Source organism: Tsuneonella sediminis, assembly GCF_051912845.1.
In the GTDB taxonomy this organism is placed as follows: Bacteria; Pseudomonadota; Alphaproteobacteria; order Sphingomonadales; family Sphingomonadaceae; genus Tsuneonella; species Tsuneonella sediminis.
In genome coordinates, this window is record NZ_JBNCBU010000004.1 from 48,019 (window position 1) to 64,886 (window position 16,868).

The 16,868-nt window shown below is 66.2% G+C and carries 12 protein-coding genes; 2 read left to right on the forward strand and 10 right to left on the reverse strand.

The annotated features are described in order from the left end of the window. Nucleotides 1-23: 23 nt before the first annotated feature. Genes glgX through ACPV3N_RS13150 form a run of 6 tightly spaced genes read right to left on the reverse strand, consistent with a single transcriptional unit; the run spans nt 24 to nt 10,736 of the window. Nucleotides 24-1,808, reverse strand: a complete 1,785-nt coding sequence (glgX, locus tag ACPV3N_RS13125) for a glycogen debranching protein GlgX (protein ID WP_440118508.1) — start codon at nt 1,806-1,808, stop codon at nt 24-26. An 8-nt stretch (nt 1,809-1,816) separates the two neighbouring features. Continuing rightward, nucleotides 1,817-3,448: an alpha-D-glucose phosphate-specific phosphoglucomutase gene (locus ACPV3N_RS13130; protein WP_440118510.1), complete on the reverse strand. Its 1,632-nt coding sequence runs from the start codon at nt 3,446-3,448 to the stop codon at nt 1,817-1,819. Then, complete coding sequence (gene glgA, locus ACPV3N_RS13135; protein WP_440118512.1) at nt 3,445-4,902, reverse strand: glycogen synthase GlgA; 1,458 nt, start codon at nt 4,900-4,902, stop codon at nt 3,445-3,447. Before glgA ends, ACPV3N_RS13130 begins: the two co-directional genes overlap by 4 nt. Then, nucleotides 4,899-6,173, reverse strand: coding sequence for a glucose-1-phosphate adenylyltransferase (gene glgC / locus ACPV3N_RS13140; RefSeq protein WP_440118514.1), 1,275 nt, complete (start codon nt 6,171-6,173; stop codon nt 4,899-4,901). The genes glgA and glgC overlap by 4 nt, the downstream gene beginning before the upstream one ends. 19 nt (nt 6,174-6,192) lie before the next feature. Next, complete coding sequence (gene glgB / locus ACPV3N_RS13145; RefSeq protein WP_440118516.1) at nt 6,193-8,358, reverse strand: 1,4-alpha-glucan branching protein GlgB; 2,166 nt, start codon at nt 8,356-8,358, stop codon at nt 6,193-6,195. Continuing rightward, nucleotides 8,355-10,736: a glycogen/starch/alpha-glucan phosphorylase gene (locus ACPV3N_RS13150; protein WP_440118518.1), complete on the reverse strand. Its 2,382-nt coding sequence runs from the start codon at nt 10,734-10,736 to the stop codon at nt 8,355-8,357. Before ACPV3N_RS13150 ends, glgB begins: the two co-directional genes overlap by 4 nt. 244 nt (nt 10,737-10,980) lie before the next feature. Between ACPV3N_RS13150 and malQ the strand changes: the two genes are divergently transcribed. Then, a complete protein-coding gene (gene malQ, locus ACPV3N_RS13155; RefSeq protein WP_440118520.1) occupies nt 10,981-12,834 on the forward strand; it encodes a 4-alpha-glucanotransferase in 1,854 nt (617 codons plus the stop codon). On the opposite strand, the gene ACPV3N_RS13160 is transcribed toward malQ, so the two are convergent. Genes ACPV3N_RS13160 through moaA form a run of 4 tightly spaced genes read right to left on the reverse strand, consistent with a single transcriptional unit; the run spans nt 12,831 to nt 15,773 of the window. After that, nucleotides 12,831-14,009, reverse strand: a complete 1,179-nt coding sequence (locus tag ACPV3N_RS13160; RefSeq protein WP_440118522.1) for a molybdopterin molybdotransferase MoeA — start codon at nt 14,007-14,009, stop codon at nt 12,831-12,833. The two genes, malQ and ACPV3N_RS13160, sit on opposite strands and share 4 nt — an antisense overlap. Continuing rightward, nucleotides 14,006-14,464: a molybdenum cofactor biosynthesis protein MoaE gene (locus ACPV3N_RS13165; RefSeq protein WP_440118524.1), complete on the reverse strand. Its 459-nt coding sequence runs from the start codon at nt 14,462-14,464 to the stop codon at nt 14,006-14,008. Before ACPV3N_RS13165 ends, ACPV3N_RS13160 begins: the two co-directional genes overlap by 4 nt. Continuing rightward, a complete protein-coding gene (locus ACPV3N_RS13170; RefSeq protein WP_440118526.1) occupies nt 14,461-14,736 on the reverse strand; it encodes a MoaD/ThiS family protein in 276 nt (91 codons plus the stop codon). Before ACPV3N_RS13170 ends, ACPV3N_RS13165 begins: the two co-directional genes overlap by 4 nt. A gap of 2 nt (nt 14,737-14,738) precedes the next feature. Continuing rightward, nucleotides 14,739-15,773 (reverse strand): GTP 3',8-cyclase MoaA, encoded by a 1,035-nt coding sequence (moaA, locus tag ACPV3N_RS13175; RefSeq protein ID WP_440118528.1) that lies wholly within the window; start codon nt 15,771-15,773, stop codon nt 14,739-14,741. Nucleotides 15,774-15,973: 200 nt separating this feature from the next. Between moaA and purU the strand changes: the two genes are divergently transcribed. Next, on the forward strand, nt 15,974-16,828 hold the full coding sequence (gene purU / locus ACPV3N_RS13180) for a formyltetrahydrofolate deformylase (protein WP_440118530.1): 855 nt from the start codon (nt 15,974-15,976) through the stop codon (nt 16,826-16,828). Nucleotides 16,829-16,868: the final 40 nt, after the last annotated feature.

The window sequence follows — 16,868 nt, forward strand, 5'->3', positions numbered from 1 at the left end:
AGGGCGGGAGGCAAAGCGAAGAGCTAATCCGGCAGTTCTCCAATAGCCACCCGTCGCTGATCGCGGTCCACGGTGAAGCCCGGGTGCATCGCGCCGTCCGGAGGCCGATAGGCAAAGCCGGGAGTGCCGGAATAGCTCCACGCGCCTTCGTCCATCGGTTCGCCGTCAAGCCGCAGCCAGGTGCCGTCCCTGGGAAAACGCGCGAACCGGTCGGCCCGCCTGCGCGACAGCTGCGCCACATGATTTTCGATATCGGTGTCGCGCGCTGCCCAGTCGACCCAGCCGATCTCGTTGTCCTGGCAGTAGGCGTTGTTGTTGCCGCGCTGGGTGCGCCCGAATTCGTCGCCCGCGGTCAACATGATCGTGCCGGTCGAGGCGAACAAGGTGCCGAGTATCGCGCGCATCGTCGCGCCCCGCGCCTCAATGATCGCAGGATCGTCGGTCGGCCCCTCGGCGCCGTGATTGTACGAGTAGTTCGCACCGTGGCCGTCCCGATTGCCCTCGCCGTTCGAGTCGTTGTGCCGGTCGTTGAACATCACGCAGTCCGCGAGCGTGAAACCGTCGTGCGCGGCGACGAAATTGACGCTGCGACAGTCTTTCCCGAACAGGTCGTCCGACCCGGCGAGCCGGTGCGCCAGTGCGCTGTGGGACCCTTCGGCGTTCCAGTACCGGCGAACGTCGTCGCGGAAACGATCATTCCATTCGAGCCACGCCGAAGGGAAGTTGCCGAGCTGGTAGCCGCCCGGTCCGATGTCCCAAGGCTCGGCTATGAAGACACGGTCATGAAGCCACTCGTCCTCCGCCATCGCGGCGAAGATCGGCGCGCCCGGATCGAACCCCGGTGATCGGGCCATGATCGGTGCAAGATCGAAACGGAACCCGTCGATCCCGCAACGCGCGACGAAGTGCCGCATCGTGTCGAGCGCCAGTTCGCGGACCCACTCCTGCCCGAAGTCGACCGTATTGCCGCAACCACTGTCGTTGACGAGATGTCCGTCCGACGAACGCGCATAGGCACTGTCGTCGAGCCCGCGCAGGCTAACGATGTTCCCGCCCGCATCGCCCTCGCCGGTGTGATTGAACACGAGGTCGAGCAGTACGCCGATGCCCGCGCCGTGCAGCGTCTCGACCGTCCGGGCCAGTTCGCGCACCCCGCCCGGGCACAGACCCGGATCGAGCGCCATGAAGGCGATCGGGTTGTAGCCCCAGGCGTTGACCAGTCCGAGCGGGCCGAGATGCGCTTCGTTCATCCACGCAATCACCGGCATCAGCTCGACCGCGGTCACGCCGATCTTCTTCAGATGCGCAACGACTGCAGGATGCCCGAGCGCGGCGACGGTTCCGCGCACGTCTTCCGGCACGTCGGGATGCAGCATCGTGAAGGCCCGGACGTTGAGCTCGTAAATCAGTCCGCCCCGGCGAAACAACGGGGCCCTCTTTGGGAAATGCTCGTACTCGCGCATCACTATCGCGCGCGGAACGAGGTGCGCGGTATCGGCCCCGCGCTGGGTGAGCGCCCTGTCAGCAGTGAAGCGCCGGTCGAGCTGGGTCGCGTGCGGATCGACCAGCAGCTTGGCCTCGTCGAACCACAGTCCCTGGCCCGGATCCCATTTCCCCAGCGCGCGGTAACCGTAAGCGCGCCCGGTGAGATCATCCGGAATTTCGACCACCCAGTGCTCCAGTCCATCGCGCGCCATCACGATCCGCTCCTCTCCCCCCCGTGCATCGAACAGGCAGAGGAAGACCCCTTCAGCGCGTGGCGAGCGCACCTTGAACCGGGTCGTGCCGCCCCCAACGACGGCACCCATGTCGGCGCTCAAGTAACGACGTCCGGTCCGGCGCGGCCCGTGATGGCGGCGATCCCAGCGATTTCCTCTGCAGCCGCCGCAAGGCCTGCCAGCATGCGCGTGGTTTCCGCGTCGATGGTGCCGTCCGCCGGCTCGTAGCGCTCGAGGTAGAGCCGGATCGTCGCCCCTGCGGTGCCGGTTCCCGAAAGGCGCAGAATCAGCCGCGATCCCCCTGCAAAGGTCACGCGAAGACCCTGGTTCTCGCTGATCGAGCCGTCGACGGGGTCGGTGTAGGAAAAGCTGTCCGCACTCGCGACGGTCATTTCCCCGATCCGCAGGCCAGGCAGGCCAGCCAGCCGCTCCTCCACGCGGTTCATCACTTCCATGGCCTTGCCTGCGTCGAGACCTTCGTAGTCATGCCTCGCGTAATAGTTCCGGCCGAAGCGCGCCCAATGTTCCTGCGCGATTTGCTGCACGCTCTTGCCTGTCGCCGCGAGGATGTTGAGCCACAGGAGGACGGCCCACAAGCCGTCCTTCTCGCGGACATGGTTGCTTCCTGTCCCCGCGCTTTCCTCGCCGCAGATCGTCGCAAGCCCGGCATCCAGCAGGGTGCCGAAGAACTTCCATCCCGTCGGCGTCTCCCAGGCTTTGATCCCGAGCGCCTCGGCCACCCGATCCGCCGCCGCGCTCGTCGGCATGGAACGAGCGATACCCTTGACACCGTTCGCGTAGCCGGGCGCGAGATGCGCGTTTGCGGCCAGCATCGCCAGCGAGTCCGAAGGCGTGATGAAAATGCCGCGCCCGATGATGAGGTTGCGGTCCCCGTCGCCGTCGCTCGCCGCACCGAGGTCGGGCGCGCCTTCGCTCATCATCGTGTCGTACAGCGCCTTGGCATGAACGAGATTGGGGTCGGGGTGATGGCCGCCGAAATCCTCGAGCGGGGTACCGTTGCGCACCGTGCCCGCCGGAAATCCCAAGCGGTTTTCGAGGATCTCGCGGGCGTAGGGGCCGGTCACCGCGTGCATCGCGTCGAATGCCACCGTCAGGCCGCCGGCCACCCTTTCGCGGATCAGCGCGAAATCGAACAGCGTCTCCATGAGGTCGGCGTAGTCGGAGACCGGGTCGATCACCTCGACCTTCGCGTCGCCGACCATCGTGGCACCGGCCGCATCCAGATCGATGTCAGGCGCATCGATCGCCAGCCAGCGGTTGATCTCCTGCGTGCGGGCGTAAATCGCCTCGGTCACGGATTCGGGAGCGGGACCGCCGTTGGCTATGTTGTACTTGATGCCGAAGTCCGCCTGCGGCCCACCGGGGTTGTGGCTGGCCGACAGGATAAGCCCGCCGCTCGCGCCGTGCTTACGGATTGCGTGGCTCGCGGCCGGGGTCGAAAGGATTCCGCCTCGTCCCACCAGCACCCGCGCGTAGCCGTTCGCGGCGGCGATGCGGATCGCCTGCTGGATAACCGTGCGGTTGTAATACCGCCCATCGCCTCCGATCACGAGCGTCGCATCCGGTGGGCGGTCGACCACGTCGAACACGCTCTGCACGAAGTTCTCGGCATAGTTGGGTTGCGCGAACACCTTGACTTTCTTGCGCAAGCCCGACGTTCCGGGCTTCTGCCCCTCGAAGGGAGTGGTTGGATGGGGCGTGGTGATCATTCGGTGGTCCCGGTGAGCTGGCGATAGAGGGCTGCGTAGGCCGCGCCGCTCGCGGCCCAGGAAAAATCTGCTTTCATGCCGTTCTTCTGCAAACGCCGCCATTCCCCGGCCCGGGCGTAAAGCTCAACCGCCCGGCTGATCGTTGCGGACAGGGCGTGATAGTCGACAGCATTCATCTGGATGCCCGTGGCGACCCCCGCCGCGAGCGCGGCGGGGTTGGCGTCGATAACCGTATCGGCCAGGCCCCCGGTGCGCGAGACGATGGGTACGCAACCATAGGCCAGTCCGTATAGCTGGGTCAGCCCGCATGGCTCGAACCGGCTCGGCACGAGGATCGCGTCACCTCCGCCCTGCATCCGGTGCGAGAGTGCCTCGTCATAGCCAATGCGCACTCCTATGCGCCCCGGATGGCGCGCCGCCGCTTCGTGCAGGCCGGCCTCGATCGCTTCATCTCCCGATCCCAGCAGAGCCAGCCTGCCCCCGATCCCGACGAGATGATCGAGAACCTCTATCAGCACGTCCATGCCCTTTTGCCAGGTCAGCCGGCTGACGACGACGAAGAGCGGGCCGTCGCCCTTCTCAAGCCCGAAATTCTTTTCGAGCGCGCGCTTGTTGCGCCTGCGTCGGGCGAGCTGACCGGCTCCGTATGTCTGGGCCAGATGCGGATCGGTTGCCGGCGACCACTCGCGCTCGTCGATGCCGTTCAGTATCCCGAACACACGATTGGACCTGGCGAGGATCACCCCCTCGAGCCCCATCCCGAACTCGGGTGCGCGGATCTCGCGCGCGTAGGTCGGGCTGACCGTGGTGATCGCGTCGGCAAGCTGCATGCCGGCCTTGAGGAAGCCGACACCGCCATAGCTTTCGACTCCCTCGACCGACCACGCTTCCCGGGGAATATCCAGCCGGGAGAAGACCTCAGCGGGAAAGAACCCCTGAAAGGCCATGTTGTGGATCGTAACGACGGTCGGAATGCGTCGTGCGCCGCTTGGAGGAGCGAAGCGCATGTATGCGGGCGTCATCGCCGCTTGCCAGTCGTGCGCATGGACGAGATCGAATCCTGACGCCCTTACCGCCGCGCCGGCGACATCCGCGGCGGCGCGGGAAAGCGCGGCGAACCGGCGCCAGTTATCGTCCCAGTCGCGCCCGCCGGCGTCGGCATAAGGGCTTCCGGGCCGATCGAAGAAGCCCGGCGCGTCGAGAACGAGAAGGGGATGCCCATTGACCTCCGCTGCCAGGAGCCGTGCGGGTTCGCCGAGTAGCGATTCCCACGCATGGACCGCCTTCGCCTTGCCGATCCGCGCCATGACCGCCGGGTAACCCGGCACCATGGTCGTGATGCCGATACCGTGCGAAGCAAGTGCGCCTGGAAGCGCGCCGGCGACATCCGCGAGGCCGCCGGTCTTGACCAGCGGCACCGCCTCCGATGCGACAGATAGGACCCTTAGCTTCAAGCCAGCCGTGCCATCATGTCGCGGGTGACCAGCACCACCCCCCCCTCGCTTACGCGGAACCGCCGGGCATCGAGTTCGGGGTCCTCTCCGATGACCATGCCTTCAGGGATCCGCACCCCCGAATCCACGATCACGCGCCTGAGCCGGGCGCCGCGCCCGACATTGCAGTATGGCAGGATGACCGCTTCGTGCGCGCTCGAATAGCTGCCCATCTTGACCCCCGTGAACAGCAGGCTGCGGCTCACCTCGGCTCCCGATACGATACAGTCGCCCGATACCAGCGAGGTGATCGCGCAGCCGCGGCGACCGTCCTCGTCGTGGACGAACTTGGCGGGAGCGGCGACCACCGCGTCGGTCCAGATCGGCCATTCGCGATCGTAGAGATTGAGCTTGGGCACGGTGTCGGTGAGGTCGAGGTTCGCTTCGAAATAGGCATCGACGGTGCCTACGTCGCGCCAGTATTCCTCGATCTCCTCGGCGGCTCGGATGCAACTGTCGGTGAAACGGTGCGCGACGGCCTTGCCGTGCTTGACGATGTAGGGGATGAGGTCGCCGCCGAAGTCGTGCTTCGAGGCCCGATCGTCGGCGTCGCGGCGCAGTTGCTCGAACAGGAACTCGGTCTCGAACACGTAGATCCCCATGCTGGCAAGCGCCATGCTCTCGTTGCCGGGGATGCCGGGCGGGTCCTTCGGCTTCTCGACGAACGCCGTGATCCTGTCCGTTTCATCGACGTGCATTACACCGAACCCGGTCGCCTCCATCCGCGGCACGACGAGGCATCCGACCGTGACGTCGGCGCCTGAGTTGACGTGCTGCTGGAGCATCAACTCGTAGTCCATCTTGTAGATGTGATCGCCGGCGAGGATGACCATGTACCTGGGCGCATGACTCTCGATGATATCGATGTTCTGGAAGACGGCATCGGCGGTGCCTTCGTACCACTGGCTTTCCGACACGCGCTGACTGGCGGGGAGGATATCGAAACTCTCGTTCCGTTCCGGGCGCATGAAATTCCACGCGCGCTGCATGTGCCGGATGAGGCTGTGCGCCTTGTACTGGGTAGCGACACCGATCCGGCGGATGCCCGAATTGATCGCGTTCGAAAGCGCGAAATCGATGATCCTGCTTTTGCCGCCGAAATAGACGGCGGGCTTCGCCCGCCGGTCGGTCAGTTCCATCAAGCGGCTGCCGCGCCCGCCCGCCAGCACATAGGCCATCGCATCGCGCGCGAGCGGCTTGTTGGTCCCGGTGTCCCGGCCAGAATCCTGCATCATTCTCTCCCTTGAGCTGTCATCCCTCGAACCGCAGCATCACGGTCGCGAGCGGCGGGAGGCTGACAAGGGCCCCGCCCGCTTCCGCAACGACCTCTCCCATATTTCCCATCCCGGTACCGCCATAGATCACCGCGTCGCTGTTCAGGATCTCGCTCCACCGCCCGTCTTTCGGCAAGGGTATGCGGTACGCGTCATGCGGCGTCGGGGTCATGTTGGCGATCATCGCTACCGGCCGTGCGCCGGGCGCCTTGCGCAACCAGGCAAACACCGAGTTTGCAGCATCGTCGCCGACCAGCCATTCGAACCCCTCCGCCTCGCAGTCCCTTGCGTGGAGTGCGCTTTCCGAACGGTAGAGCCGGTTCAGGTCGCCGACCAGCCGCCGTACCCCGGCATGAGCAGGAGCTTCGCACAGGTCCCAGTCGAGCGCGCGGCCCTCGCTCCACTCGCGGCGCTGCGCGAACTCCTGGCCCATGAACAGCAGCTTCTTGCCGGGATGCGCCCACATCAGCGCATAGAAGGCGCGGAGCGAAGCGAACTTCTGCCAGTCGTCCCCGCTCATCTTGGTCAATAGACTGCCCTTGCCGTGAACGACTTCGTCGTGGCTGAGCGGCAGGACGAAGTTCTCGCTGAAGGCATAGTGCAGCCCGAACGTGATCTCGTCGTGATGATAGCGGCGGTGAACGGGATCGCGGCCCATGTAGGTCAGGGTGTCGTGCATGAATCCCATGTTCCACTTGAACCCGAACCCGAGCGCGGTACGCGGCGCATCGTCGAACGCAGGCGCGGACACACCGGGCCATGCGGTCGATTCTTCCGCGATCGTCATTACTCCGTCATGCTGGCCGTACAGGGCGCGATTGGTCGCGCGCAGGAATTCGGCGGCTTCCCAGTTTTCGCGCCCGCCTTCGTGGTTGGGTATCCACTCGCCCGCTGGCCGGCTGTAGTCGCGATAGAGCATCGAGGCGACGGCATCGACGCGCAGACCGTCGACGTGGTACTTCTCGGCCCAGAACAGCGCGTTGTTGACAAGGAAACTGCGCACCTCGCGCCGACCGAAGTTGTAAATCGCGGTGTTCCAGTCGGGATGAAACCCCAGCCTGGGATCCTCGTGCTCGTAGAGCGCGGTCCCATCGAAACGGGCAAGACCATGCTCGTCAGTCGGGAAATGCGCCGGTACCCAGTCGATGAGCACGCCGATCCCCGCGCGGTGCGCACCGTCGACGAAGCGGGCGAAACCTTCGATTTCGCCGAAGCGGGCCGAAGGAGCGTAAAGTCCGGTGGCCTGATAGCCCCAGCTCGGATCGTAGGGATGCTCGCTCACCGGCAGGAATTCGATGTGCGTGAACCCCAGCTCGACAACGTACGGAATCAGGCGCCTGGCCATCTCGTCCCACGTCAGGAACCAGTCTTCACCATCGCGCTGCCACGATCCCGGATGAACTTCGTAGATCGATATCGCTTCCCGCCGCGGATCGACCGACGCCCAGTGCGCCCGGTGGTCCCCGTCGCCCCATTCCTCCTTGCCCGGGCGAGCCACGATCGAGGCGGTCTTCGGGCGAATCTCCGATGCGAAGGCGAAGGGATCGGCCTTGAGCGGCTGCACCATCCCGTCAGGTCCGAGGATCCGATACTTGTAGGGCCGGCCTTCGCCGATGTCCGGAACGAAGATTTCCCACACGCCGGTGTCTCGCCGCAAGCGCATGACGTGGCGCGTACCGTCCCAGTCGTTGAAGTCACCCACGAGGCTGACCAGCCGGGCGTTCGGCGCCCAGACCGCGAAGTGCACGCCCGTGCAGCCCTGATGTTCTATCGGGTGCGCGCCCATCTTGTCGAACAGGCGAAAATGGGTGCCCTCGGCAACCAGGAGGTCATCGAGCGGTCCAAGCACTGGCCCGAAACTGTAGGGATCGGTCACCCACCATTCGTGTTCGCCCGCCTGGCAGCGATACCTGACCGGTTGCGGCTCGCCGCGCAGCCTTCCTTCGAACAGGCCGCGAGGATCGACGCGCTTCATCGGGCCGAGCCGACCGCCCTCGAGCGTGTGGGCCACAGCCGTTTCCGCCCCGGGCAACAACGCGCGAGCGAAGGTCCCGGCAGGCCCTTCGTGCGGACCGAGTAGCGAGAAGGGATCGGCGTGCTCGCCCGCCAGCAGCGCCTCGATCGCTTCGCGCGGAGGGGTCAAGTCACTTTCCAGATTTCGCGGGCATATTCGGCAATCGTCCTGTCCGATGAGAACCAGCCGACATTGGCGATGTTCCTGATGGCACTGGTGCGCCAGGCGGCCCGGTCTTTCCAGTGGTCGTCCACCCTGCGCTGCGCGGCGGCGTAGGAATCGAAGTCTGCGGCAAGCATGAACCAGTCGGATTCCAGCAGCCCGTCCATTAGTCCGGCGAAACGTTTCGGGTCGTCGGGGCTGAATACCCCGCTGGCAATCGAGTGCACCGCCTGGCTCAACTCGCCCGATCCCTCGATCAGGCTGCGCGGATCGTATCCCGACGCGCGCCTGGCTGCGACCTCGTCGGCGGTGAGGCCAAAGATGAACATCGCGTCCTCGCCCACCCGTTCAAGGATCTCGATGTTCGCGCCGTCGAGCGTTCCGATCGTGAGCGCGCCGTTCAGCGCGAACTTCATGTTTCCGGTGCCCGACGCCTCCATGCCCGCCGTGCTGATCTGCTCGGACAGGTCGGCTGCCGGAATGATCCGTTCGGCCTGGCTGACGTTGTAGTTGGGGACGAACACGACTTTCAGCAGGTCGCCGATCGCGGGGTCGCCGTTGACCCGCCGCGCAATGTCGTTGGCAAGCTTTATGATGAGCTTGGCGTTGTGATAGCTCGAGGCGGCCTTTCCGCCGAAGATCTTCACACGCGGCACCCAGTCGCGTTCGGGATGGCTGCGGATCTGATCGTAGAGCGCCACCGTCTCGATCAGGTTGAGAAGCTGCCGCTTATATTCGTGGATGCGTTTGACCTGCACGTCGAACATCGCGTCTGGGCTGACCGCGATCCCGGTCAGATCCCTGAGATAGCCCGCAAAGTCCTCCTTGTTCGCCCGCTTGACCGCGTCGAGCCGTTCGCCCAGCGCGGCATCGCCTGCGTGCGCATTCAGCGCCTCGAGCTTTTCCGCATCGTCGAGGAACCCGTCGCCGATCGTCTCGCGGAGCAGCGCGGTCAGCCCGGGATTGCATTGCTGCAGCCAGCGGCGCGGCGTGACCCCGTTGGTCTTGTTGTTGATCCTGTCGGGGTAGAGCGAATGGAGGTCCCTGAAGACGGTTTCCTTCATCAACTCGGTGTGCAGCGCGGCAACGCCGTTGACGCTGTGAGAACCCGCAAAAGCCAGGTTGGCCATTCGCACGCGCCGCTCGCCGTGCTCGTCGATCAGCGAGATCGCGGCGACCGCTTCGGGTGACAGGCCCGCCTCGCGCGCTTCTTTCAGAACCACGGCGTTGATCGCATAAACGATCTGCATATGGCGCGGCAGCAGCCGCTCGAACAGCGGCTGCGGCCAGCTCTCGAGCGCTTCGGGAAGGAGCGTGTGGTTGGTGTAGCTAACGGTCCGCTTCGTGATGTCCCAGGCTTCTGCGAAGGGTACGCCATGCTCGTCGGTAAGCAGCCGCATCAATTCTGCCACGGCGACCGAGGGGTGCGTATCGTTGAGCTGGATCGCTGCTTTGTCCGGCAACGTGCGCACGTCCCCGTGATATTGCGCATGGCGGCGGACGATGTCCTGGATCGATGCGGAGGAAAAGAAGAACTCCTGCCGTAGGCGCAGTTCCTGTCCCGCCGGCGAGCTGTCGGCAGGGTAGAGCACCCGCACCAGGCTGTCGGCCCGCATCTGCGCCGCGAGTGCGCCCATGTGATCGCCGGCATTGAATGCATCGAGCCGGATCGGGTCGATTGCGTTCGCGGTCCATAGCCGCAACGTGTTCACCCGCCTGCCGCGCCAGCCGACCACCAGTGTGTCGACCGCATTCGCCTCGATGACCTCACCGGGAACCCAGTTGACGGCATCACCGTCGGTCGCGACTTCGCCGCCGAAGCCGATCTCGTAGGCGCTTTCGGGCCGGTCGAATTCCCACGGGTTGCCGTGGGCCAGCCATGTTTCCGGGAGTTCGACCTGCCAGCCTTCGTCGATCCGCTGGCGGAACATCCCGTTCACATAGCGTATGCCATAGCCGTAGGCAGGAATGTCGAGTGTCGCGAGACTTTCCATGAAGCACGCGGCAAGCCGCCCGAGACCGCCGTTGCCAAGCGCGGCATCGGGCTCGAGTTCCTCGATCGCGGCCAGATCGAGCCCGTGCGCTGCGAGCGCACCGGCCATCTCGCCGGTCAGGTCCAGGTTGGACATCGCATCGCGCAGCAACCTGCCGATCAGGAACTCGAGGCTCAGGTAATAGACCCGCTTGCCCTTCGCCTGGTGCGTGCGAGTGGTGGATTCGATCCACGCGTCGATAATGCGATCCCGCAGCGTGTAGACGGCGGCGTTGTACCAGTCGTGCGGCTTCGCGGCGTGCTCGTTCTTGCCCACGCGATGCTTGAGGACGCTGACGATCCGCTCTTCCATGCCGGCCCCTGACCTCCGTTCGCGCGTTTCTGGCATCCACGGGTTGGCCGAGCGCCGCGACAAAGTCGACTCGCATACGACTGCATCCTGCTGCACCGCATCGAAAGGGTTGCCAGCGACGGGACTGCATAGGATTGAAGCGCCGGTCACAGCCAGCGAGGCAATCATCGACACCCTTCACCAACGCGCCGCCCGGAACGGCGTCGCCCGGCAGTGGCGCGACGTCGACGGCAGGGATCAACTGGTGTCGGACGCGACCCTGGAGGCGATCCTCGCCGGGCTGGGAGACGATGCTGCCGACGAAGAAGCAACCGGCGCGCTACCGCCGATGGTGGTGGCGGACGCAGGCGAGCGGATCACCTTGCCCCTTGCGCCGTCTTGCGTCGAAGTCACCGGGGAGGATGGCCGCACGGCGCGGCTCGAGCAGGACGCTTCCGGAGCTTTGGCGCCGAGGGCGCCGGGATACTATGACCTGGAATGGCGCGGTCAGACCGCAATGCTGGCGGTGGCCCCTGCGCGCGCGCCGGGCTTGACGGGTGAATCGCGCCTCTGGGGTGCCGCGATCCAGATTCCGGCGCTGCGATCCTCGCGCCCCGCGCCGTTCGGAGGCTTCGGTGAGCTCGCAAATGCGGTCAGAGCGCTTGCCGACACGGGTGCGGCGGCGGTGGCGATCAATCCCGTTCACGCCCTGTTTCCGGGAGAAGGCCGCGACTTTAGCCCGTACTCGCCATCGAGCCGGATTTTCCTCAACGGAGCGATGGCCGACCCGGAGCTTGCCGGCCTGGCACCCTTCCCCCTGGTCGACGGGCCGCCGCTGATCGATTGGGAAACCGCAATGCCGGCGCAGCTCGCGAACCTTCGCGCCGCGTTCGCCACGCTCGATGCCGCCACCCGTGAGCGGATGGAGAGCGATCCGGCGATGAACGATCCGGCTCTCGTGCGCCACGCGATCTTCGATGCTCTCTACTTACGGTTCGCCCCCTCCGGCGCGCGCGGGTGGCAGGACTGGCCCCCCGGCTATCGGGACCCTGACGGGCCCGACGTGGCGCGGTTCGCGCGCGAGAACGGGGAGCAGGTCGCTTTCCACCTGTTCGTCCAGTGGCTCGCGCGAGAAGGTCTGGCGTCAAGCCAGCGCGCCGCGCGCGCCGCGGGAATGGAAATCGGCCTCATCGCCGATCTCGCGGTCGGCGTCAGCCCGATGGGCAGCGACTGCTGGAGCCTGCGCGATGCGATGCTGCGCGGGCTTACGGTGGGCGCTCCGCCGGACCCGCTCGGGCCGCAGGGACAGAACTGGCACCTCTCGACGTTCTCTCCTTCGGGCCTGCGCCGAACCGGTTACGCGCCGTTCATTGCCATGTTGCGGGCCGGTTTCGCGGAGGGCGGCGGCCTGCGCGTCGACCACGCTTTCGGTCTCCAGCGGCTGTGGGTCGTTCCCGACGGGGCCAGCGCAACCGAGGGCGCATATCTTGCCTATCCGTTTGACGACCTTGTGCGACTGCTCACGCTCGAGGCCCATCGCGCCCGCGCAATCGTGATCGCGGAAGACCTCGGCACCAGCCCGTCCGGTTTCACCGATGCGATATCGCAACGCGGTCTGTACGGAATGGAAGTCCTGTGGTTCGCGCGCGCCCGGGACCATGGCTTCCGGGGTGCGCACGACTACCGCCCCACGAGTGTTGCGATGACCGGCACGCACGACACGCCGACCGTCGCCGGATGGTGGACCGGCCGAGACATCGAGTGGGCCGAGCGATGCGGCCGAATCGGCCCGAACACCTCTCGCAAGAGAACCGATTCGGTGCGCGAATGGGACCGCGGCTTGCTGTGGTCCACCATCGGCCGGGATGCTCCGCGGCCCGCGCCGGATCAACCGGGTCCGGTGGTCGATGCCGCGCTCGCGCACGTGGCGGCCTCCCCTTCACCGCTGGCGATCGTGCCGCTCGAAGACCTGCTCGCAGAGACCGAGCAGCCGAACCTCCCCGGCGCCACCGTAGGGCATCCCAACTGGCGCAGGCGGACCGATGCGCCACTGAACGACCTGCTCGAAGCGCCTGCCGTTGCAGCGCGGACAGCCGTCCTGTCCAGCCGGGGAGCCTAGAACGCGAGCGCCGTCACCACCGCGCCCGGCGCGCGTTCGCTCTGGTGCGGCGGGCACCGGATAAGCCAGTCGGCATGAGCGAGCGGCCCTTGTGCCCCGCTATCCTGGTTGCCGAGCGGGACCAAGCCGTCCGCATCCCATCGCGCGCGCACAAATGTCTCCCGATCGCCCGTGGGCGCGAGCGGCGCGGCGAGCGGAAGGCGGCGCCACGCGTGGACCGCCGGTGCCCCCTGAAGGCGTCCGAGCACCGGCTTCAGGAACAGCGCGGCGGTGACCATCGCCGACGTCGGATTGCCGGGAAGGCCAAGCACGACAGCATCGCCTGCCCGCCCCAGCCACACCGGCTTGCCGGGTTTGATCGCGACCTTCGAGAACAGCAGTTCCAGACCATGCGCCGCGAACATCGGCCTGGCAAAATCGCGGTCGCCGACTGAAGCGCCGCCGGTGACGATCACCAGGTCTGCCTCGTCGATCGCCTGGCGGGCTCGCTCGGTAAGCAGGGCGAGGTCGTCTCCCGCGCATTCGCGCGACACGACGGTTGCTCCCTCTCCTTCGCACAGCGCCACAATGCCCAGAGAAACGCTTTCAGGCACCGTGTCGGGATCGAGATACGCGGTGCCAGGCGCGGCGAGTTCATCACCCGTGCCCAGCACCGCAACGCGCGGGCGGCGGGCAACCGGCAGTTCGGCCCGGTCGGCGGCGGCAGCAGCCACCAGGGCGCGCGGATGCAGCCGGAATCCTGCCGGAAGCAGCACGTCACCGGCGGCAAAATCGCTCGCCCGGGCGCGGACATGCCGTGCCGGACCGTAACCGGCCGTGAAACGCACCCGGTCGCCGTCGCGCTCGGCGTGCTCCTGGACGATGACCCGGTCGGCCCCGTCCGGCATGCGGGCGCCGGTCAGGATGCGAACCGCCTCGCCGGGTGCGAGTGCGCCGGCGAAGCTCCGCCCCGCGCGCGATTCGCCGATAACGGGCAGGCTTTCGCCCGGCCGGGTCGCCGCATCTGCCACCGCATAACCATCCATCGTCGAAACGGCCCAGCGCGGCGAATCGCAACGAGCGCGCAGGTCTTCGGCCAGGACGCGGCCCGCGCACTCCGCCAGGGCAAGCGTCTCACTGCCGAGAGGCCCGACATGGCGCTCGATCAGCGCGATCGCTTCGTCGAAACCGATCATGTCCAACGGCCGGCATCGGCCCGGTCGGCATCGGAAGGTTCGATCCAGCGGCCGCCCGCCGCTCCCTCCTCGCGCTTCCAGAAAACCGCTTCCGTCTTGAGCCGGTCCATGAGGTAATCGGCGGCCTCGAATGCGGCGCGGCGATGGTGGGATGCGCAGGCCACGAACACTATCGCGTCGCCCGGGGCGATCGCACCATCGCGGTGAACGATGCGGCAGCGCGTAATGTCAAAGCGGGCGAGCGCATCGGCTGCGATCGCTTCCATCGAATGCAACGTCACGCCGCGATAGCTTTCCAGCACGAGGGCCGAGATCGGCGCACCGTCTTGATCGGTCCCGCGGGCAAGGCCGGTGAAGCTTACCACCGCACCCTCGCCGTTCATCTTTCCGCCGAAATCCGCGAGCAATCGGGCGGGATCGAACGCTTCGTGAACCAGGTCGACCCACGCGGTCATCCGCCGGACACCGGGGGAAACAGCGCCACGCGATCTTGTGGCGACACGGTCGTGCCACCGGACACCAGCGTATCGTTGACGCAAACGCGGACCCGTCCTTCAGCGACCATTCGCGAAAGCGCGGGATCGATCTCGGCCGCACGCGCCAGCAGGATGGAGGCGGTGCAACCTTCGCCCGGGATAGAGAGGGGAACCTGCCGACCGCAAAAATCGGCGAGCATGCCGCACATCTCGACGGCGATCGTGACCGGGGCGGTTCCGTTCTCGGCCACGATCAGCCTCCGATAGAGGCAAGGTGCGGTGTAGCACCGCTGTCGCCGTGGTGCAGGCGGTGCGAAGGCGCCTTGGTCGCCGTCAGCGCGCGTATCCGCGCGACGAGCGCATCGTGCTGGCTGTCGTCCTGAAGCAGCGGCCGAAGATCGAACCCGCCGTCGCCGAACAGGCACAGGTGCAGACGCCCGTCCGAACTCAACCGCAGACGATTGCAGCTTGCGCAGAAATCTCTTGAATAGGGTGCGATGATGCCGATCCGGCCCCGCGCGTCCGGATGCGCGAACTCGACCGCCGGCCCCGCTCCCGGTGCGCGCGCCACCCTGTGCCACCCGGATTTTTCGAGCCGGGCGACCACCGCTTCGCCGGCGATATGGCGCGCTGCGAAAAAGACGGGGTTGTCGTTCGTGCGCATGACCTCGATGAAACGAAGGGAGATATCGCGCGAGCGCACGAAATCGATCATCGCCTCCAGTTCGTCGTCGTTGACTCCCCGCATCAGCACCGCGTTGAGCTTGACGCTCTCGAAGCCGGCTGCGAGCGCGGCGTCGATTCCCGAAATGACCGCAGGAAGCCGGTCATGACCGGTGACCGCGGCGAACCGTGCCGGATCCAGCGAATCCACGCTCACGTTGACCGCGGTGATCCCGGCTTCGCGCCAGGCCCGCGCGTTCTCGGCGAGGCGCCAGCCGTTGGTCGTCATCGCGACCCGGTGCACGCCCGGAACGGAGACGACGGCGCGCGCGATCGCGTCGAAATCCTTCCGGACGGTAGGCTCGCCACCCGTCAGTCGCACCTTCCACAGCCCTAGCGAGGCGAACGCGCGGACCGCGCGCTCGATCTCCGGCAGGGTCAGCTCGGTCGGCCGGCCCGGCCGCTTGATGTACCCATCGGGCAAGCAATAAGTGCAGCGGAAATTGCAGACCTCGGTCAGCGACAGTCGCAGGTAGGCAAACCGCCGGCCGAGACCGTCTGCCAGGCGACCAGGTTCGCCGGATAGGGAATTGTCGGACCGCATGGCGGCCAGCGACGCCTTCACCACCTCCAAGTCAAGACTTTCCCGTCCCTTTGCCAAAATTCGTGCCCGGCAGACCCGCGGGAACTGCGGCCCGCACCCCGCTCTGTGCGCGCCGTGGGTGATGCCGCCAAACAATTTCCATCGAGGCGCGCCGCTGCACCAGGCCATGGAGTGGGCTACGAACAGGAACGACACGCGATTCGCGGAAAGTGAGGCGGGAATTGAACGACGGATACGTCCTGAGGATCGCGTGCGACGACAGGCCGGGGATTGTCGCCCGGGTCTCGAGTTTCCTCGCTGCACGGGACTGCAACATCCTCGATGCCCAGCAGTTCGAGGATCGTCCCGAGCGGCGCTTCTTCATGCGCGTGGTGTTCGATCCGGCAGCCAACACCATCGTGTCATTGCGCGAAGGCTTCGCGCCGATCGCAGGCGAACTCTGCATGGATTGGGAGCTGCGCGACGCGGCAATCCCCCCGCGCGTTCTGATCATGGTATCGAAGTTCGACCACTGCCTGGTCGACCTCCTCTATCGCAACCGGATCGGCGAGATCGCGATGGATATCGTCGCGGTGGTTTCGAACCATCCACTCGATCGCGAGCGGCTCGCGATGGCCCGCGACATTCCGTTTTTCCATCTTCCGGTGACACCCACGACGAAGGCGGAACAGGAACGCGAAGTCCATGCGATCATCGAGAAGACCGGCGCTGAACTGGTGGTGCTGGCGCGATACATGCAGGTTCTGTCGGACGAGATGGCGGGGTCGCTCGCTGGTCGCTGCATCAACATCCACCATAGCTTTCTGCCCGGCTTCAAAGGGGCCCGGCCCTATCACCAGGCGCACGAGCGGGGGGTCAAGATGATCGGCGCCACGAGCCACTACGTCACCGCCGATCTCGACGAGGGGCCGATCATCGCGCAGCACGCCGAGCCGATCAGCCACCGCGATACTCCGGAAGACCTGGTCGCCAAGGGCCGCGACGTCGAGCGGCGGGTACTTGCCCGCGCTGTCAGGATGCATCTCGAGGGACGAGTTTTCATCAACGGGCAAAGAACCGTGGTCTTCGCCGACTGATCCGGCCGCTTGCCGGCTGGAGAGCGGCGGCCCCGCACAC